This is a genomic window from Kitasatospora sp. NPDC048662, from assembly GCF_055587065.1.
Genome location: NZ_JBVJHA010000002.1, coordinates 48,115 through 66,907, shown reverse-complemented (window position 1 = coordinate 66,907; position 18,793 = coordinate 48,115). Strand labels below are relative to the sequence as shown.

At 73.4% G+C, this 18,793-nt stretch carries 14 protein-coding genes; 11 read left to right on the top strand and 3 right to left on the bottom strand.

Annotation, left to right across the window (positions count from 1 at the left end; all coding sequences use genetic code 11):
- On the top strand, nt 1-855 hold the full coding sequence (mutM, locus tag ACZ6R9_RS06275) for a bifunctional DNA-formamidopyrimidine glycosylase/DNA-(apurinic or apyrimidinic site) lyase (protein WP_380488270.1): 855 nt from the start codon (nt 1-3) through the stop codon (nt 853-855).
- 67 nt (nt 856-922) lie between these two features.
- On the opposite strand, the gene ACZ6R9_RS06270 is transcribed toward mutM, so the two are convergent.
- Nucleotides 923-1,837 (bottom strand): DMT family protein, encoded by a 915-nt coding sequence (locus ACZ6R9_RS06270; protein ID WP_380488269.1) that lies wholly within the window; start codon nt 1,835-1,837, stop codon nt 923-925.
- 199 nt (nt 1,838-2,036) lie between these two features.
- On the opposite strand from ACZ6R9_RS06270, the gene ACZ6R9_RS06265 reads away from it, so the two are divergent.
- Nucleotides 2,037-3,428 (top strand): hypothetical protein, encoded by a 1,392-nt coding sequence (locus tag ACZ6R9_RS06265; RefSeq protein WP_465536896.1) that lies wholly within the window; start codon nt 2,037-2,039, stop codon nt 3,426-3,428.
- A 62-nt stretch (nt 3,429-3,490) separates the two neighbouring features.
- Here the strand turns inward: ACZ6R9_RS06265 and ACZ6R9_RS06260 are convergent, their stop codons facing one another.
- On the bottom strand, nt 3,491-4,756 hold the full coding sequence (locus tag ACZ6R9_RS06260; RefSeq protein ID WP_465536895.1) for an MFS transporter: 1,266 nt from the start codon (nt 4,754-4,756) through the stop codon (nt 3,491-3,493).
- Between the two features lie 169 nt (nt 4,757-4,925).
- Here ACZ6R9_RS06260 and ACZ6R9_RS06255 point away from each other — a divergent pair, with 169 nt between their 5' ends.
- From ACZ6R9_RS06255 to ftsY, 5 genes are all read left to right on the top strand, one after another.
- Nucleotides 4,926-5,723, top strand: coding sequence for a hypothetical protein (locus ACZ6R9_RS06255; RefSeq protein ID WP_465536893.1), 798 nt, complete (start codon nt 4,926-4,928; stop codon nt 5,721-5,723).
- A gap of 136 nt (nt 5,724-5,859) precedes the next feature.
- Nucleotides 5,860-6,153, top strand: a complete 294-nt coding sequence (locus ACZ6R9_RS06250) for an acylphosphatase (protein WP_465536891.1) — start codon at nt 5,860-5,862, stop codon at nt 6,151-6,153.
- Between the two features lie 382 nt (nt 6,154-6,535).
- Nucleotides 6,536-6,739, top strand: coding sequence for a hypothetical protein (locus ACZ6R9_RS06245; RefSeq protein WP_380488264.1), 204 nt, complete (start codon nt 6,536-6,538; stop codon nt 6,737-6,739).
- 276 nt (nt 6,740-7,015) lie between these two features.
- Nucleotides 7,016-10,597 (top strand): chromosome segregation protein SMC, encoded by a 3,582-nt coding sequence (smc, locus tag ACZ6R9_RS06240; RefSeq protein WP_465536889.1) that lies wholly within the window; start codon nt 7,016-7,018, stop codon nt 10,595-10,597.
- A 24-nt stretch (nt 10,598-10,621) separates the two neighbouring features.
- Nucleotides 10,622-11,902: a signal recognition particle-docking protein FtsY gene (ftsY, locus tag ACZ6R9_RS06235; RefSeq protein WP_465536888.1), complete on the top strand. Its 1,281-nt coding sequence runs from the start codon at nt 10,622-10,624 to the stop codon at nt 11,900-11,902.
- Between the two features lie 90 nt (nt 11,903-11,992).
- Here the strand turns inward: ftsY and ACZ6R9_RS06230 are convergent, their stop codons facing one another.
- On the bottom strand, nt 11,993-12,658 hold the full coding sequence (locus ACZ6R9_RS06230; RefSeq protein WP_380488261.1) for a bifunctional DNA primase/polymerase: 666 nt from the start codon (nt 12,656-12,658) through the stop codon (nt 11,993-11,995).
- A 434-nt stretch (nt 12,659-13,092) separates the two neighbouring features.
- Between ACZ6R9_RS06230 and nsdA the strand changes: the two genes are divergently transcribed.
- From nsdA to ACZ6R9_RS06210, 4 genes are all read left to right on the top strand, one after another.
- Entirely contained in the window at nt 13,093-14,547 is a 1,455-nt protein-coding gene (gene nsdA / locus ACZ6R9_RS06225; RefSeq protein ID WP_380488260.1) for a transcriptional repressor NsdA, read from the top strand.
- A 173-nt stretch (nt 14,548-14,720) separates the two neighbouring features.
- A complete protein-coding gene (locus ACZ6R9_RS06220; RefSeq protein ID WP_465536886.1) occupies nt 14,721-16,037 on the top strand; it encodes an ammonium transporter in 1,317 nt (438 codons plus the stop codon).
- A complete protein-coding gene (locus ACZ6R9_RS06215) occupies nt 16,034-16,372 on the top strand; it encodes a P-II family nitrogen regulator (RefSeq protein ID WP_380488258.1) in 339 nt (112 codons plus the stop codon). The genes ACZ6R9_RS06220 and ACZ6R9_RS06215 overlap by 4 nt, the downstream gene beginning before the upstream one ends.
- Nucleotides 16,373-16,374: 2 nt before the next feature.
- Nucleotides 16,375-18,759, top strand: coding sequence for a [protein-PII] uridylyltransferase (locus ACZ6R9_RS06210; protein ID WP_465536885.1), 2,385 nt, complete (start codon nt 16,375-16,377; stop codon nt 18,757-18,759).
- Nucleotides 18,760-18,793: the final 34 nt, after the last annotated feature.

Sequence of the window (18,793 nt, the reverse complement as noted above, 5' to 3'; positions counted from 1 at the left end):
GTGCCCGAACTCCCCGAAGTCGAAGTCGTCCGCCGCGGCCTGGCCCGCTGGGCCGCCGGGCGGACCGTCAGCGACATCGAGGTGCTGCACCCGCGCGCCGTCCGCCGACAGGCCGGCGGCGCCGAGGAGTTCACCGCGCTGCTGCGCGGCCGCACCTTCGGGAAACCGCAACGCCGCGGCAAGTACCTGTGGGTGCCGCTCGGCGACGGACTGTCGATGCTCGGCCACCTCGGCATGAGCGGCCAACTGCTCGTCCAGGAAGCCGACATGGCCGACTCGGTGCACCTGCGGGTGCGGCTCCGGTTCGCCGATGGCGGCACCGAACTGCGCTTCGTCGACCAGCGCACCTTCGGCGGCCTCGCCATCGAGGAGACCGAGCCGGACGACCCCGAGTCCACCCCGCTCTCGCTCGCCCACATCGCCCGCGACCCGCTCGACGCCCGCTTCGACGACGCCGCGTTCGTCACCGCACTGAAGGCCAAGCGCACCACCGTCAAGCGGGCCCTGCTCGACCAGTCGCTGATCAGCGGCGTCGGCAACATCTACGCCGACGAGGCCCTCTGGCGCAGCCGCCTCCACTACGACCGCGCCACCGCCACCCTCACCCGCCCCGCCGCACTCGAACTGCTCGGCCACGCACGGGACGTGATGAACGCGGCGCTGGCCGTCGGCGGCACCAGCTTCGACTCGCTGTACGTCAACGTCAACGGCGAGAGCGGCTACTTCTCCCGCGCCCTCGACGCCTACGGCCGCGAGGGGCAGCCGTGCCGCCGCTGCGGCACGGCGATGCGGCGCGACGCCTGGATGAACCGCTCCAGCCACTACTGCCCGAAGTGCCAGCGCCGCCCGCGCTGATCAGCTGTACGCGATCCGCTCGATCTCCAGTGCGTCGAGCGGATCGGCGTGAGGGTTGTGCGCGCCGTCAGCTCGATTTCCCGGCGGCGGCCTTCTCCTCCTCGGCCGCGGCCTGCAGCGCTCCGCCGTCCTCGCCGAAGTAGGCGACGCCGACGGCGCTGGCCACGGCCAGGACGAAGCCGAGGACGGCCAGCCAGGCCAGGCCGGGGCGGGAGGAGTCGCCGAGCCAGAGGACGCCGACCGCGCCGGGGACGACGGTCTCGCCGACCACCAGGGCGGCGGTCGCGCCGTTGACGGAGCCGACCTGGAGGGCGACGGTGTGCAGGTACATGCCGCCGATGCCGCCGATCAGGATGGCGTAGAGCGCCGGGTCGGCGAGCAGCGCGGTGATCGAGAACGGCTCGATGCCGTCCAGGACGCGCACGCCGATGCCCAGCGCGCCGAAGCCGAGGCCGGACAGCAGACCGGCCACGATCGCCCCGTTGGAGCCCATCCGGCGAACGATCAGCGAACCGCCGGCGATCAGCACCGCGGAGCCGATCAGCAGCCCCCAGTGGAATGCCCGGGAGGCGTGGTGGCCGCCCTCCGGCCCGGCGGCGATCGCCAGCAGCACCAGGGCGCTGCACAGGATGCCGATGGACAGCCACTCCAGCTGGCGCAGCCTCAGCCCGAGCAGCTTGACCGACAGCAGCGCGGTGATCACCAGGTTGGCGCTGATGATGGTCTGCGACAGGAACAGCGGCAGCAGCCGCGCGGCCAGCGCGCCGAGCCCGAAGCCGATGAAGTCCAGCACCGTGCCGAGGATGAACTCCCAGGTGACGGCGGCCTTCGCGGTGGAGGCGAGGCTGGGCCCGCCGTGCTCGGTGACGGTCCCGTCGGCCGCCTCCTGCCGGGCCGACCTTCGGGCACCGACGGCTTGCAGCACGGACCCGGTGCCGTAACAGACGGACGCGGCGACGGCGGTGACGAGGCCGAGGATCACGCTGGGGGCTCCTGTCGGGGGAGGGAAGATCGTCACCACTATGCCTGCTCATTACCCGGCCGCGCCGGGTCGGGGCCCAACTCCGGCCGGTCGGCGGGGGTCGGGAGGGGCGGAGTCGTCCCCGGGTAGGGGCGATCTCAGGGTCGGACCGTCCCGGGGGAGGGCGTGGATCCGCCCCCCCTACCGGTACGGTCTGGGTATGAGAACTGTGCTTCGACGCTCCCGAGCCACCGGGCCGGCCGCCGTGCTGGCAGCTCTACTCGGCCTGCTGATGGTCCTCGGACTGTCCGCGCCCGCTCAGGCGGCCGGGCTGAACGACGCGGCCGACTCGTTGAAGAAGACCCAGGTCTACGTCGACCCGGCGATGACCAGCCGGTTCTCCCAGGACCAGGCCGACGCGCTGGCGAAGAAGCTGAAGAAGGCCGACAAGCCGATCTTCGTCGCGGTGCTGCCGGACAGCCAGGCCTACGCCCCGAAGACCCTGGTGAGCGACCTGCGCACCAAGGTCGGCGTCGTCGGTGTCTACGCGGTGTGGCGCGGCAACGAGTTCGACGCCGGCGCCGACGCCAAGGCCCTGCCGAAGGACTCCGCCGGCAAGATCGCCGGTGCGTCCTTCCGCTCGAACAACGGCGACATCAACGGCACCGTCAACGACTTCGTCGACCAGGCCGTCAAGCAGACCAAGGGCGACGGCCCGCAGCACAGCATCTCCGCGGCCTGGATCGTCGTCCCGATCGTGCTGGTGGCGCTGGCCGGCGGCGGCGTGTTCCTGCTGTTCCGCCGCGCCAAGAAGCGCAAGGAGGAGAAGGTCCGCGCCGAACTCGCCCAGCTGCGCACCGTGGTGGACGAGGACATCACCGCGTTCGGCGAGGAACTCGACCGGCTCGACTTCAACCCCGGTGCCCCCGGCGCGGACGACACCCAGCGCGCCGACTACAGCCGGGCGCTGGACTCCTACGACCGTGCCAAGCGGACCATGGACGAGGCCAAGAAGCCCGAGGACGTCCGCCCGGTCACCGAGGCGCTGGAGGACGGCCGGTTCGCGCTGGCCACCCTGGCCGCCCGCCGCGAGGGCCGCGCGCTGCCCGAGCGCCGCGTCCCGTGCTTCTTCGACCCGCGGCACGGCCCCTCCACCACCGACGTCCAGTGGGCGCCGGCCGGCGGTGCGCCGCGCTCCGTCCCGGCCTGCGCCGACGACGCGAACCGCCTGGCCATCGGCCAGGACCCGTACATCCGCACCGTGGAGACCGAGCACGGCCACCAGCCGTACTGGAACGCCGGCCCGGCCTACAGCCCGTGGGCGGGCGGCTACTTCGGCGGCGGCATGCTCCCCGGCCTGCTGGTCGGCACCATGCTCGGCTCGATGATCTCCAGCCCCGGCTACGCCTACGCGGGCGGCTACCACGACTACGGCCAGGGCGGTGGCGGCGTCGACTACACCGACGGCGCGGACGCCGGCGAGTACTCGGGCGCGGCCTTCAACTCCTCCGACTTCTCCGGTGCCGACTTCGGCGGCGGGGACTTCGGCGGCGACAGTGGCTTCGGTGACTTCGGCGGTGGCGACTTCGGTGGTGGCGACTTCGGCGACTGACGCCGACGTGCCCGGCCCCCGGCCCCCGGCCCCCGGTTCCGTTCGCGGACCGGGGGCCGCTGTCATGCCCGGGCGGGGGAGGGCGCCTCGGCGGTGGCGCCGGGCCCGACGGGGTCGGCCGGCTCCCGGCGACCCAGGACCAGCAGGGTCAGCGCGCACGACGCCAACTGCCAGGCCGCGCCGAAGCCCAGCACCGAGCCGGTACCGACCCGGTCCGCGACCGGCCCGGCCAGCGCCAGTCCGACCGGCCCGAAGGCGAACGCGCCGAGCGTCCCGTACGCGCTGACCCGGCCCAGTGCCTGCGCCGGAATGTGGCGCTGCGTCAGCGTGGCGAACAGGGTCGTGCAGACGATCGAGGTCACCCCCGCGCCGGCCGCCGCGAGCGCCACCAACGGCAGCGACCAGCCCAGCGCCAGCGCGCCCGAGGGCAGCGCCCAGCCCGCCGTCGCCGCGACCGCCAAGCGCAGCGGACGGCCCGGTCGGCGGCCGAGCAGCAACAGCCCGCCGAGCACCGCGCCGGCCCCGTACGCGCCCATCACCAGGCCCCAGCCGCCCGCCCCGCCGAGGCGCTCGTTCGCCACCACCGGGCCGAGGATCAGGAACGGCGCCCACACCAGCAGGTTGAACAGGCAGGCCTGCAGGGTGCTCACCCACTGCCACTGCCGGGAGCTGAACTCGCCCCAGCCGGCCCGCAGTTCGGACAGCAGCGAGGCCCCGTCGGCCAGCTGCCGGGGGGCCCTGGGCAGCCGGAGCAGGGCCAGTGCCAGACCGCCGACCGCGTACGACAGGGCGTCCACCAGCAGCACCCAGCCGGGGCCCGCGACGGCGGTCAGCCCGCCCGCGAGGGCCGGGCCGGCCACCGCGACGCCGTTCCGGGCGATCCCCAACAGGGCGTTCGCGTCGGAGAGTTCACCGGCCGGGACGAGCCTGGGCAGCAGCGCGTCCAGGGCCGGCATGAACACCGCCTCGGCCAGGCCCCAGAACACCATCAGCGCCGCCATCGTCCACACCCGGTCGTGCGCGGTGAACATCAGCACCGCCATCGCCGCCTGGGTCACGAAACGCAGCCCGTCCGAGCCGAGCATCACCGGACGCGGGCCCAGCCGGTCCGCGGCCGCGCCGCCGAGCACCAGCAGCAGCACGATCGGCAGGATCCGCGCGGTCATCACCACACCGAGCCCGGAGCCGCCGCCCCCGCTGTCGAGCACCGCGAACGCCACGGCCACCGAGGCCATCGAGGATCCGAGCAGGGAGACGGCGAAGCCGATGAAGAAGAGGCGGAACTCCCGCCCGCGCAGGACGGCGAGCCGCCGTGAGGTCAGCACCATGCCCGGCAGACTGCCCCGCCGCCGAGGCGCCGGGCAAGGGCTTCCGGCGAAAAACTTGAGCGTTGCGGCATCAATTTTCCGAGGCTTGCTCAGTGTCGCAGTAAATCGCACATTTACCGCAGCTGGAGGTGGTGTTGACTGTGCATCAGGGGAGCGGTTTACTGCGGCTATGACACCTGTGGAGTTCGCCGTCGCAGCCGAGCGCTACCTGACGGAGGCCCGACTCTCGGACGGCTCCCGGCGGGTCTACCGGATCGCCCTGCACACCTGGGCCTGGTTGCTGGTCGGGCGCACCCCGCCGGTCGGCGCCGAGCGGCGGCGGGCCGCGCCACCGGTACTGCCGCTCGGCATGCTGGACGGGCCGGGCGCGCCCCGGCGGGTGGCCGAGGCGTTCGCCGCCCGGGCCGGGGCGGTCGGCGCGCGCACCGCCAACCGCGAACTGTCCGCGCTGCGGGCCGCCGTCCGCTGGTGGTGCGGGCAGGGCTGGCTGGCCGCCGACCCCGCCGAGAACCTGCGCCCGCTGCCTGTGGGCTCGCCCGCACCCGCGCTCACCGACGCCCAGGTGCGGGCCGTGCTCGCACTGCGGGTGCCGCTGCGCGAGAAGGTGCTGTGGCACCTGGTGCGGGAGACCGGCGCGCCGATCGAACAGCTGCTGGCACTGGACGTGGACCGGCTCGACCCGGCCGACCGGCAGGCCCGGCCCGCCGCCGGCGGGAGCCCGCTGCGCTGGCGCGGCGGCACCGCCCGGCTGCTGCCGCTGCTGATCGCCGGGCGCAGCGCGGGCCCGCTGTTCCTCACCGACCGGCGCGCCCCGGCCGGCACCCCGGAGCGCGACCGCTGCCCGCTCACCGGCCGGGCCCGGCTCTCCTACCGCCGGGCCGCCGAACTGTTCACCGCCGCCACCGCTCCGCTGGACCCGGCCGGCCGCGGCTGGACGCTGCACCGGCTCGCCGAGCCGCGCCCCTGAGTGCTGCTCGGCGAGTGCTGCTCGGTCAAGTGCGGATGCCGACGCTGTAAATGCGCGCGGGCCGGTGAGGAGGCACGGTAGAAGAGGCGTGAAGTCCGCCCCATGCGCCCCTGAAGTGCCCGACTATGGTCGACGCATGCAAGGTCACGACAGTCACCGTCCCGTCCGCGCCACCATCTGGGTACGCGGACGCGTCCAGCAGGTGGGGTTCCGCTGGTGGACCAGGGCCAGGGCCCTGGAGATCGGGCTGACGGGCTACACGAGCAACCTCGGGGACGGCCGCGTTCAGGTGGTGGCCGAGGGGTCGCGGGCGGACTGCGAGCGGCTGCTCGCCGCGCTGCGCGGGCCCGGAACGCCAGGTCGGGTCGGCGGAGTCACCGAGATCTGGAGCGCCGTGGGCCAGGGGTACGAGGGCTTCGCGATCCGATGAACGCACCGCGTCTGCCGGTCGGAGGAGAGCCGCCGGCAACTGCCGGTGTCATACGGTTGCCATCCGGGCAGACTCGTGGTTGACTCCGCAAGCGAAGTGATCCACTACCCCGGCCGACGGCGTGACAATCCCGCCATGCAGGTGACAGGGGCGCGGTAGCGTGCGGTGATCGTGTTGACCCGTACGGTCTTTGGTGAGACGCTGGAAACCCGCGCACAGGTCTGAGTTTACCGGCGAAGCTCCGCCGTGTGAGCATGCCACTCACCAGCGGCTGTTTCGTAGTGCCCAGCCAGCACATCCGGCGCGCAGGCGCGTGCGTATCCCTTCCCCCAAGACCCACACCGTACACGGTTCGGTCACTCAGCGTGGAGGACCATACATCATGGCAAAGGCGCTTCTCGGGTACGTCGGCGGCCCCGACCCGCGAATGCTCTCCGAGATGCGACGGCTTCAGCAGCGCGTCCAGGACCTGGAGAACGAGCTCGTGAAGCTCCAGGCCGAGAACGATGCCCTGACCGCTGTCGCTGACGAGCATTCGCTGCTCAACAGCATCGACCTGGACCAGCGCGAGCCGGCCCTCACCTGATCGGCACGATGGCCTGATCCACCTGATGGCCAGATCGCTCGTGGTCCTCACGATCGACGCTGTGACGCACTGAGCTTCCCCGACAAGGGGATGGCAGCCTGCAAGGGACGTCCGGGACGGGCGTCCCTTCGTCGTGTCCGTGGCGTTCTTGTGCCCGAACATGCCCAGCCTGCGGCGTGGCCAAACCCCCATCTGGGGGCAGCTCGGCGGCCCGGCCGGATACAGTCGCCAGCGGAGCCGGACAGCGGGTCGCGGCCGGGCGAGGAGGACGGGCGGGTGCACCTGAAGAGCCTGACCCTGCGCGGGTTCAAGTCCTTCGCCTCGGCGACCACGCTGCGCTTCGAGCCCGGCATCACCTGCGTGGTCGGCCCCAACGGCTCCGGCAAGTCCAACGTCGTCGACGCACTGTCCTGGGTGATGGGCGAACAGGGCGCCAAGTCGCTGCGCGGCGGCAAGATGGAGGACGTGATCTTCGCCGGTACCAGCGGGCGCCCCCCGCTCGGCCGCGCCGAAGTCAGCCTCACCATCGACAACACCGACGGCGCGCTGCCCATCGACTACACCGAAGTCACCATCACCCGGACCATGTTCCGCAACGGCGGCAGCGAGTACGCGCTCAACGGCACCGGCTGCCGGCTCCTCGACATCCAGGAACTGCTCTCCGACTCCGGCATCGGCCGCGAGATGCACGTCATCGTCGGCCAGGGCCAGCTCGACTCCGTGCTGCACGCCGACCCGATGGGACGGCGCGCCTTCATCGAAGAGGCGGCCGGCGTCCTCAAGCACCGCAAGCGCAAGGAGAAGGCGCTGCGGAAGATCGACTCGATGCAGGCCAACCTGAACCGCGTGCAGGACCTGGTCGCCGAACTGCGCCGCCAGCTCGGCCCGTTGGGGCGGCAGGCGAAGATCGCCCGGCGGGCGGCCGGCATCCAGGCCGAACTGCGCGACGCCCGGCTGCGGTTGCTCGCCGACGACGTGCTCACCCTGCGCCGCGCCGTCGAGGCCGAGATCGCCGACGAGCTGGCGCTGAAACTGCGCCGCACCACCGTCGAACAGCAACTCGCCGCCGCCGTCCAGCGCGAGGCCGTCCTGCAGGCCCAGGTCGAGCAGCTCGGGCCGGCCCTGGAAGCCGCCCGGCAGACCTGGTACCGGCTCTCCGGGCTCGCCGAACGCACCCGCGGCACCATCGGACTCGCCGAAGCCCGGGTCCGGTCCGCCGCCACCGCAGGGCAGTTGGAGGAACGGCGCGGCCGCGACCCCGAGGAGCTGGAACGGGAGGCCGCCCGGGTCCGCGAGGAGGAAGCCGCCCTCGAAGGAGCCCTGGAACAGGCCCAGTACGCGCTCGCCGAAATTGTCGAGGAACGCGCCGAACTCGAACGCGCCCTCGCCGCCGAGGAGTTGCGGCTCAAGGCGGCCGCCCGGGCGATCGCCGACCGGCGCGAGGGCCTGGCCCGGCTGCAGGGCCAGGCGGCCGCCGCCCGCTCCCGGGCCGGCGCCGCCGAGGCTGAGATCGAACGGCTCGCCGTCGCCCGCGACGAAGCCCTGCTGCGCGCCGAAGCCGCCCAGGCCGAGTACGAGGAACTCCGGGAACGCAGCGAGCAGAGCGCGGCGGGCGACGAGGAGACCGAAAGCCGTCACGACCGGGCCCGCGCCGCGCTGGCCGACGCCGAACGGGCCGCCGGCGCCGCCCGCGAGGCACTCGCCGGCGCCGAGAAGGAACGCGCCGCGCTCACCGCCCGGCACGACACCCTCGCCCTCGCCCTGCGCCGCAAGGACGGCAGCGCCGGCCTGCTCGGCCGGCCCGGCGTGCTCGGCCCCGCCGCCGAACTGCTGCACGTCGAGCCGGGGTTCGAACTCGCGATCGCCGCCGGACTGGGCGCCGCCGCGGACGCCGTCGCGGTCGAGGACATGGCCACCGCCGTCGCGGCACTCACCCGGCTCCGGGCCGAGGACGGCGGCCGAGCGGCGCTGCTGATCGCCGCCGGTGCCACGGACGTTGACGACCTGCTGCCCGAAGGCGCCCGCTGGGCAGGGGAGTTGATCGACGGCCCGATGCGCGCCGCCGCCCGGCAGTTGCTGCGCCGCACCGCTGTGGTCGAAGACCTCGACGCCGCACGGCAGTTGATCGACCGCCACCCGCACTGGACGGCCGTCACCCGGGACGGCGACCTGCTGTCCGCCACCCTCGCGCACGGCGGCTCGGCCGGCGCCCCCAGTCCGCTGGAGACTCAGGCCGCCGTCGCCGAGGCCGCCCGTGGCATCGAGGAACTTGACGGCCGCTGCGAAGAGTTGACCCACCGGCTGGCCGAGGCGCGGGAACAGCTGCGCGAACGTGCCTCCGAAGTCGAACAGTTGGCCGTGCTGCGCCGACAGGGCGAGAAGCAGCGCGCCGAACTCGCCGGAGCGCTCGGGCGATCGGGCGGGGCCGCGCGCGCCGCCGCCGGTGAGGCCGAACGCACCGTCACCGCCGCCGCCAAGGCCGAGAGCGGCCTCGCCGAGGCCCGCGCCGCCGCCGAGGAACTCGCCGAACGCCTGGCCACCGCCGAGGAGTTGGCCGACAGCGGCGAGGACGAACCCGACAGCGCCGAACGCGACCGGACGGCCGCCGCCGGTGCCGCCGCCCGGCAGACCGAGATGGAAGCCCGGCTCACCGTCCGCACCCACGAAGAACGGGTCCGTGGCTTGGCCGGCCGCGCCGACCAGTTGGACCGCGCCGCCCGCGCCGAACGCGAAGCCCGGACCCGCGCCGCCGAACGCCGCGCCCGCGCCCGCCGGGAATCCGCCGTCGCCGGGGCCGTCGCCACCGCCGCCCGCCACCTGCTCGGCCGGATCGAGGAGACCCTTGCCGCCGCCGAGACCGACCGCGCCGCCGTCGAGGCCGACCGGGCCGCCCGCGAGAGCGAACTGCGCCAGTTCCGCGAACACGGCCGCGAACTCCAGACCGAACTCGACCGGTTGGTTGACGCCGGCCACCGCGACGAGGTGCTGCGAGCGGAGAAGCGGCTGCGGATCGAGCAGTTGGAGGCCAAGGCACTGGAGGAGTTCGGCATCGAGGCCGCCGAACTGCTCAACGGCTACGGCCCCGACCGGCCCGTTCCCGCGCCGCCCTCCGAGGACGGCGAGAGCGTGGGCGAGGAACGCCCGTACGTCCGGGCCGAGGTGGAGAAGCGGCTCAAGGCCGCCGAACGCGCCTACCAGCAGCTCGGCAAGGTCAACCCGCTCGCGCTGGAGGAATTCGCCGCCCTGGAGGCCCGCCACCAGTTCCTCGGCGAACAGCTCGACGACCTGCGCAAGAGCCGACGAGACCTGCTCGACATCGTCCGCGACGTCGACGCCAGGGTCGAGCAGCTGTTCACCGCCGCCTACCACGACACCGCCGCCCAGTTCGTGGACGTCTTCGCCCGGCTGTTCCCGGGCGGCGAGGGCCGGCTCGTCCTCACCGACCCCGAGAACATGCTCACCACCGGCGTCGAGGTCGAAGCCCGCCCACCCGGCAAGAAGGTCAAGCGGCTCTCGCTGCTCTCCGGAGGCGAACGCTCACTGACCGCCGTGGCACTGCTGGTGTCGATCTTCAAGGCCCGGCCCAGCCCGTTCTACGTCATGGACGAGGTCGAGGCCGCGCTGGACGAAACCAATCTGCGCCGACTGATCGCGATCATGGAAGAACTGCGGGAAAGCTCCCAATTGATCGTCATCACCCACCAGAAGCTCACCATGGAATCCGCCGACGCCCTGTACGGCGTGACCATGAAGGGGGACGGCATCTCCCAGGTGATCAGCCAGCGCCTGCGGATGCCCGAGAGACCGCCACAGCACAGGACGAAAAGGCTGGAGCCCGCACAACCCGGGCCGGCATAGGCGCTAAGTGATACTGGACGGGTTATGGAATACGTGATCCTTGCCGTTGTCATCGCGGTGGTCGCCATCGGCGCGATCACCGGACTCGTCGTTTCCGGCAAACGACGCAAAGAGCTCGACAAGCCGAGCCAGACCCCGACGATCACCGCGCCGCCCACTGCGGACACCACGAGCGCGCCCGCCAAGCCGGCCGAGACCGCCGCCCCGTCGACCGCCGAGAAGCCTGCGGCCGCAGAGCCGACGGTCGAGAAGCCCGCGGCAGAGACGCCGGCGGCGCAGAAGCCGGCGGCGCAGAAGCCGGCGGTCGAGGAACCGGCGGTCGAGAAGCCCGCCGAGGAGGTGCGGATCGAGGAGGCGGAGGCCGCCCCCGCGATCGAGGTCCCCGAACCCACCGCCGGCCGCCTGGTGCGCCTGCGCTCGCGGCTCTCCCGCTCGCAGTCCACGCTCGGCAAGGGCCTGCTCACCCTGCTCTCCCGCGACCGCCTCGACGAGGACACCTGGGAAGAGATCGAGGAGACCCTCCTCACCGCCGACGTCGGCGTCGGCGCCACCCAGGAGCTCGTCGACAACCTGCGCACCCGGGTCAAGGTGCTCGGCACCCGCACCCCCGACGAGCTGCGCGGACTGCTCCGCGAAGAGCTGGTCAAGCTGATCGGCCCCGACACGGACCGCACCGTCCACTCCGTCAAGACCGACGGCGGCCCCGCCGTGGTCCTGGTGGTCGGCGTCAACGGCGTCGGCAAGACCACCACCACCGGCAAGCTCGCCCGCGTCCTGGTCGCCGACGGCCGCAGGGTCGTGCTCGGCGCCGCCGACACCTTCCGCGCCGCCGCCGCCGACCAGCTCCAGACCTGGGGCGAACGGGTCGGCGCGCACACCGTCCGCGGCCCCGAGGGCGGCGACCCGGCCTCCGTCGCGTTCGACGCCGTCAAGCAGGGCATCACCGAGAACGTCGACACCGTCCTGGTGGACACCGCCGGGCGACTGCACACCAAGACCGGCCTGATGGACGAACTCGGCAAGGTCAAGCGAGTCGTCGAGAAGCACGGCCCGGTGGACGAGGTCCTGCTGGTGCTCGACGCCACCACCGGCCAGAACGGCCTGGTGCAGGCCCGGGTGTTCGCCGAGGTCGTGGACATCACCGGCATCGTCCTCACCAAGCTGGACGGCACCGCGAAGGGCGGCATCGTGATCTCGGTGCAGCGCGAACTCGGCGTGCCCGTCAAGCTGATCGGCCTCGGCGAAGGCGCGGACGACCTGGCTCCGTTCGAGCCGGGAGCGTTCGTGGACGCGCTGCTCGGCTAGCCGCCCGGCTGATCCACCCGCAAGGTCCGTTCGAGGAGGGACGTTCTCTCCTGGGACGGACCTTGCTGTGTGTGAGTCTCCGGACGGGCCCTAGCTCGCGAGCAGCGTCGCCCGGTCGCGGGCGCGGTGGCAGGCGTACGCCAGGGTGCCCAGCAGTAGGCGGGCTTCCGGCGGGGGGTTGTCCGCGGTGGGGCGGCGCAGCCATCGCATGGGGCCGAGGGTGCCGAGGGCGACCGGGGGCGCGGCCAGGTAGGAGCCGAGGCCGTGGCAGGTGAGGTCGAGCGAGGCGTCGTCCCAGCCCATCCGGTAGAGCAGGTCGGGCAGGCGCTCGGCGGTGCGCGGGGCGACGAAGAGCAGCAGCCGGCCGGTGGGGGAGGCGAGGACGGGGCCGACCTGGGTGCCCATCCGTTCGAGCCGGACCAGGGCCTGGAGGCCGGGCCGGGCCGGTACGTCCAGCACGTCGAACTGGTGGCCGGTGGGGAGCAGCAGCGGCGCGTCCGCCGGACAGCTCGCGGCGAGTTCGGCGGCGCCGGTACCGGGGGCGATCAGCGGGCCAACCTCGTGGTGCAGGTTGGGCGCGGCGCAGAGCGGGACGGCGCACTCGCAGCGGACCGAGGGGTGCGGGGGCGGGCTGCCGGCGGCGAGCGTCCAGCCCCAGCGCCCGGAGTACTCGGTGGCGGCCCGGAGCGCGGTGGGCCGGGTGCGGCGACGGGCGCCGAGGGGCGCGAGTCGCAGGGTGCCGAACAGCTTGTCCATGCCTCCTCCAACAGGCTCCGGTTGCCGGTGGTTACGGGATGGTGACAGTGCGTCGCCCGGTGGGCGTGTGCTGCGTGGTGCGCCGGAGGCGCGCGCGGACCGGCGCACACCGATTCGGGCGGCTTGGGCGAGCAAGCGCCTTGCACCGCTGGTTCGGATGCCGGATCGTCGTTGCCGCACGCGTGCCTCCGTCGGGTCCGGGCATGTGCCGTGGTCATGCCGGGCTGACACCCAGTGAATCGTGGCTCCACGCCCGGTAGTTCACTCGTGGGGGTGGCGAAAGGTGGCGTTTCCGCGACGTTGCTCCCTCGGATGGCGGAGGGACGCTACGTTCTGGATACGGAATGCAGCGGACCGGTCACAGCGGTGCCGCGGAATGACGAGTCGTCAAGGCGAGCGGGAGCCCCGGTCCGGGGCGGGATGGGGACGGTCCCATGGGTGAGAAGCAGCCGAACGAGAAGCTGGGCTCCTGGTTCGCGCGCAGTGGCTGGTCGAAGGGCGAGCTGGCGCGCCAAGTGAACCGGCGGGCACGCCAGATCGGCGCGCACCACGTCTCCACGGACACCTCGCGGGTGCGCCGTTGGCTGGACGGCGAGCAGCCGCGCGAGCCGATCCCGAAGATCATGTCCGAGCTGTTCTCCGAGCGCTTCGGCTCGGTGGTGTCGATCGAGGACCTCGGCCTGCGCGCCGCGATCCCGGTGACCACCGTCGGCGCCGGGGTGGATCTGCCGTGGAGCCCGCAGCAGACCGTGCAGGCGATCAGCGAGTACTCACGCAGCGACCTGATGCTCAACCGCCGTGGTTTTCTGGGCACTTCACTGGCACTGACGGCGGGCGCGGCACTGATCGAGCCGATGCAGCGCTGGCTGACGCCGGGCCCGAACGGCGAGCCCACCCCGATCCTGGCGGCGGCCAACGGCGGCGAGCAGTTCTCCGGGCGGCTGTCCGAGCCGGAGATGCAACTGCTGGAGCAGACCACCGAGATGTTCCGGAAGTGGGACGCCCAGAACGGCGGCGGCCTGCGCCGCAAGGCCGTGGTGGGCCAACTGCACGAGGTCACCGACCTGCTGCAGGAGACCTACCCGGAGGCCACCACCAAGCGGCTGTTCCGGCTCACCGCCGAACTCGCCCACCTGGCGGGCTTCATGTCCTACGACGTGGGCATGCACCCGAGCGCGCAGAAGTACTACGTGCTGGCGCTGCACGCCGCCAAGGAGGCCGGGGACCGGCCGTTCGGCGCGCACGTGCTGACCGACATGTGCCGGCAGATGATCCACCTGAACCGCGGCGAGGACGCACTGGAGCTGATCCACCTCGCCCAGTACGGCAGCCGGGACACCGCCAGCACCCGCCAGCAGTCGCTGCTGTACGCGATGGAGGCCCGCGCGTACGCCACCATCGGCGAGGTCAACCGCTGCGCCCGGGCGATCCGGCTCTCGGAGGACACCTTCAGCGACATCAACACCGGTGACGAGACGCCGAATTGGCTGCGGTTCTTCTCGGCGGCCGAGCTCAACGCGGAGAACGGGCACTCCTACCGGGACTTGGCGTACACCTCGGACCGGAGCACCGCGATGGCGAAGGCCGCGGAGCCGATGATCACCAAGGCGGTCGACCTGTTCCGCAAGGACGGCGACCACGTCCGCACCTACGCGTTCAACCTGGTCGGCATGGCCTCGGTGCGGCTGCTCCAGCGGGAGCCGGAGGAGGCCGCGGAGTACTGCGAGGCGGCGGTGGACATCGCCCGCAAGGTCCGCTCGGAGCGCCTGAACACCCGGGTCCGCAAGACCTCCGAGGCGGCCACCAGGGACTTCCGCGGCGTGCCCGGGGTGGACCGGCTGGCCGAGCGGGTGGTTCAGGACATCCCGGAGTTCGTCTCGGTGATCTGATCCCGCCCTCCCGGTTCACGCGCTCGTAACGGGCGCGTCAACCACGTCACTGCGGTGAAACACCAGGCCGCATCGGCGGAAACCCGCCTTCGGCACGCTCCTCCCATCGCCGCCATGCCGGGACAAGGCACACGTCCCGGCACGGAGCGGCTTCCAGCTGGGAGGAGACGCCGATGCCGGACGGCTTCAGCGCGGGCGACACCGCCTTCGTGTTCATCAGTGCGGCCCTGGTCATGGTGATGACCCCGGGTCTGGCCTTCTTCTACGGCGGCATGGTCAGGGTCCGGAGCACCCTCAACATGCTCGCCATGAGCTTCGTCTCGCTCGCGATCGTCAGCGTGCTCTGGGTGCTCTACGGGTACTCGTTGGCCTTCGGGCCGGACGCCGGCGCCGGGCTGATCGGCAACCTCGACTTCGTGGGGCTGCGCGGCATCGACCTGAACGCGCTCACCGGCAGCATCCCGGTCACCGCGTTCGCCGCGTTCCAGCTGATGTTCGCGGTCATCACCCCGGCGCTGATCAGCGGCGCGATCGCGGACCGGGCCAGGTTCGCGTCCTGGAGCCTGTTCGTGGCGCTCTGGGTGACGATCGTCTACTTCCCGGTCGCGCACTGGGTGTTCTTCTTCGACGGCGGCCACGGCGGCTGGCTCGGCGACCGGGCCGGCGTGATCGACTTCGCCGGCGGCACCGCCGTGCACATCAACGCCGGAGCGGCGGGCCTGGCCCTGGTGCTGGTCCTGGGCCCGCGGATCGGCTTCCGGAAGGATCCGATGCGCCCGCACAGCCTGCCGCTGGTGATGCTCGGCTCCGGCCTGCTGTGGTTCGGCTGGTTCGGCTTCAACGCGGGCTCGGCGCTGGCCGCCAACGGCGTCGCCGGGATGGCGTTCATGAACACCCAGGTCGCCACCGCCGCCGCGATGCTCGGCTGGCTCGCGTACGAGCGGCTGCGGCACGGCGCGTTCACCACCCTGGGCGCGGCGTCCGGCGCGGTGGCCGGGCTGGTCGCCATCACCCCGGCCTGCGGTTCGGTGTCGCCGCTCGGCGCGATCGCCCTCGGCCTGGTCGCGGGCGCGGTGTGCGCCGCCGCGATCGGCCTCAAGTACCGCTTCGGGCTCGACGATTCGCTCGACGTGGTCGGCGTCCACCTGGTCGGCGGCGTGATCGGCTCGCTGCTGGTCGGCCTGTTCGCCACCGGCCACGTCGGGCAGCAGGCGGCCGGCCTGTTCTACGGCGGCGGGTTCGGCCAGCTCGGCCGACAGGCGCTCGGCGTGGCCGCCGTGCTGGTGTACTCGTTCGTGCTCTCCTGGCTGCTGGGCACGGCGATCCAGAAGACGATCGGCTTCCGGGTTGCCGCGGAGGTCGAGCTGTCCGGCATCGACCAGGCCGAACACGCCGAGTCCGCCTACGACTTCACCACCCTCGGGGCCGGCCCGGCCCGCCTTGCCGCCAGCTTCACCACCACCGAGAAGACCGAGGTCGACGCCCGATGAAGCTCATCACCGCCGTCATCAAGCCGCACCGCCTGGACGAGGTCAAGGAGGCCCTGCAGGCGTTCGGGGTGCACGGGCTGACCGTCACCGAGGCCAGCGGGTACGGGCGGCAGCGCGGCCACACCGAGGTCTACCGGGGCGCCGAATACACCGTCGACCTGGTGCCCAAGGTCCGGGTCGAGATACTGGTCGAGGACGAGGACGCCGAGCAGCTGATCGACGTGGTGGTCAGGGCCGCCCGCACGGGGAAGATCGGCGACGGCAAGGTCTGGTCGGTCCCGGTGGAGACCGTGGTGCGGGTCCGGACCGGCGAACGCGGTCCCGACGCGCTCTGACCATGACGACCGACCCCGGCGACCGCGGCCACCTCGCCGAACGCGCCCGGCTGCTGGCCGATTCCGCCGGCACCGGCCGCGACCGGCGCACCGCCCTGGCCCGGCTCACCGACCACTGGCTGACCGGCCTCCACCGGACGGCCGGTGCCCCCGCCCGCACCGCCCTGGTCGCGGTCGGCGGCTACGGCCGCGGCGAACTCTCCCCGCGCAGCGACCTGGACGTGCTGCTGCTGCACGACGGCCCGCTCGACCCCGAGGTCGCCGAACGGATCTGGTACCCCGTCTGGGACAGCGGCATCGCCCTCGACCACGCCGTCCGCACCCCCGCCGAGGCCCGCCAGGTCGCCGCCGAGGACCTCAAGGCCGCCCTCGGCCTGCTGGACGCCCGCCACCTGGCCGGAGACGGGCGGCTGACCGCCGGGCTGCGCACCCAGGTGCTCGCCGACTGGCGCGCCGCCGCCCCCGCCCGGCTGCCCGAGCTGCGGGCCCTCGGCCGGGCCCGGGCCGAACGCCACGGCGAACTCTCCTTCCTGCTGGAACCCGACCTCAAGGAGTCCCGCGGCGGCCTGCGCGACCTCGCCGCACTCGACGCGATCGCCGCCAGCTGGCTCGCCGACGCCCCCCGCGACGGCCTGGACGCCGCCGCCCGCACCCTCGCCGACGTCCGCGACGCCCTGCACCTCAGCACCGGCCGGGCCACCGAACGGCTCGCCCTGCAGGACCACGACCAGGTCGCCGCACAGCTCGGCGTCCCGGACGCCGACACCCTGCTGCGCCGGGTCTACGAGGCCGCCCGCACCGTCGCCTACGCCTCCGACGTCACCTGGCGGGCCGTCGACCGGGTGCTCGCCGCCCGCACCCGGCGCGGCCGCCTCTTCCGCGGAGCGCGCCGAGGCACGCCCGTCGAACGCCGTCCGCTGGCCGAGGGCGTGGTCGAGCAGGACGGCGAGGCGGTGCTCGCACCGGCCGCCCGGCCCGCCACCGACCCGGTGCTGCCGCTGCGCGCCGCCGCCGCGGCCGCCCAGGCCGGGCTGCCCGTCGCCCACGCCACGGTGCGCCGGCTGGCCGCCGAGACCGGACCGCTGCCGGTTCCCTGGCCCGACGAGGCCCGGGACCGGCTGGTCGGCCTGCTCGGCGCCGGCGAGGCCTGCCTGCCGGTGTGGGAGGCACTGGACGCCGAGGGGCTGATCGCCCGGCTGCTGCCCGACTGGGAACGGGTCCGCTGCCGCCCCCAGCGCAACGCCGTGCACTGCTGGACCGTCGACCGGCACCTGATCGAGACCGCGGTGCGGGCCGCCGCACTGACCCGCCGCACCGCCCGCCCCGACCTGCTGCTGGTGGCCGCCCTGCTGCACGACCTCGGCAAGGGCCTGCCCGGCGACCACTCCGAGGCCGGCGAGGCGATCGTCCGCGAGCTGGCCGCCCGGATGGGCTTCGACCGGGCCGACACCGACACCCTGGCGCTGCTGGTGCGCCACCACCTGACGCTGGTGGACACCGCCACCCGCCGCGACCCCGACGACCCGGCCACCGCCGACCTGATCGCGAAGACCGTCGGCGACCGGACCCACCTGGAGCTGCTGCACGCGCTCACCGAGGCCGACGCCACCGCCACCGGCCCCGCCGCCTGGTCCGCGTGGCGGGCCTCGCTGGTCGACCAGCTGGTCGACCGCACCGCCGCCCGCCTGGCCGGCGACCCCCGGCCGCCCGCCACCGGCACCCCGACCGCCGAACAGGAACGCCTCGCCGTCGAGGCCGCCCGCACCGGCGGCCCCGCGCTCGCCCTGCGCGCCGAACTCGACGCCGACGGAACCGAGTCCGTCGGTGTCGAGCTCACCCTCGCCGTCCCCGACCGCCCCGGCCTGCTCGGCACCGTGGCCGGCCTGCTCGCCGTGCACCGCCTGACCGTCCGCAAGGCCGTCCTGCGCGAACTCGACCCGGCCGGCGCCGGCCCCGTCCTGCTGATCTCCTGGACAGTGGCCGCCGAGTACGGCGACGTCCCCGAGACGGCCCGGCTGCGCGCCGACCTGCGCCGCGCCCTGGACGGCTCGCTGGACGTGGCCCGCCGACTCGCCGAGCGCGACGCCGCCGCCCCGCGCCGTCCCGGCATCCGCACCCCGCCGCCGGTGGTCACCGTCGCCCCCGGCACGGCGTCCCACTCCGCGACCGTCCTGGAGGTGCGCGCCCACGACGCGCCCGGCCTGCTGCACCGGATCGGCCGGGCCCTGGACGCCGCGGGCGTACGGGTCCGCACCGCGCAGGTGTCCACCCTGGGCGCGGAGGCGGTGGACGCGTTCTACCTGACCACCGAGGACGGCCGGCCGCTGGAGCCGGAGCGCGCACAGCAGGTGGCACAGGCCGTGCGGGACGCTCTGAAGACCGGCTGAGAGCCCGTTCACGCAGGGGCGCAGACCGTCCATC

What these genes read in the sequence shown, in the direction of transcription:
- ACZ6R9_RS06260 (WP_465536895.1), bottom strand. Translation starts at nt 4,756, where the DNA reads ATGGTGCTGACCTCACGGCGGCTCGCCGTCCTGCGCGGGCGGGAGTTC.
- ACZ6R9_RS06215 (WP_380488258.1), top strand. Translation starts at nt 16,034, where the DNA reads ATGAAGCTCATCACCGCCGTCATCAAGCCGCACCGCCTGGACGAGGTC.
- ACZ6R9_RS06265 (WP_465536896.1), top strand. Translation starts at nt 2,037, where the DNA reads ATGAGAACTGTGCTTCGACGCTCCCGAGCCACCGGGCCGGCCGCCGTG.
- ACZ6R9_RS06250 (WP_465536891.1), top strand. Translation starts at nt 5,860, where the DNA reads ATGCAAGGTCACGACAGTCACCGTCCCGTCCGCGCCACCATCTGGGTA.
- ACZ6R9_RS06210 (WP_465536885.1), top strand. Translation starts at nt 16,375, where the DNA reads ATGACGACCGACCCCGGCGACCGCGGCCACCTCGCCGAACGCGCCCGG.
- ACZ6R9_RS06230 (WP_380488261.1), bottom strand. Translation starts at nt 12,658, where the DNA reads ATGGACAAGCTGTTCGGCACCCTGCGACTCGCGCCCCTCGGCGCCCGT.
- ACZ6R9_RS06245 (WP_380488264.1), top strand. Translation starts at nt 6,536, where the DNA reads ATGGCAAAGGCGCTTCTCGGGTACGTCGGCGGCCCCGACCCGCGAATG.
- ACZ6R9_RS06220 (WP_465536886.1), top strand. Translation starts at nt 14,721, where the DNA reads ATGCCGGACGGCTTCAGCGCGGGCGACACCGCCTTCGTGTTCATCAGT.
- nsdA (WP_380488260.1), top strand. Translation starts at nt 13,093, where the DNA reads ATGGGTGAGAAGCAGCCGAACGAGAAGCTGGGCTCCTGGTTCGCGCGC.
- ACZ6R9_RS06255 (WP_465536893.1), top strand. Translation starts at nt 4,926, where the DNA reads ATGACACCTGTGGAGTTCGCCGTCGCAGCCGAGCGCTACCTGACGGAG.
- ftsY (WP_465536888.1), top strand. Translation starts at nt 10,622, where the DNA reads ATGGAATACGTGATCCTTGCCGTTGTCATCGCGGTGGTCGCCATCGGC.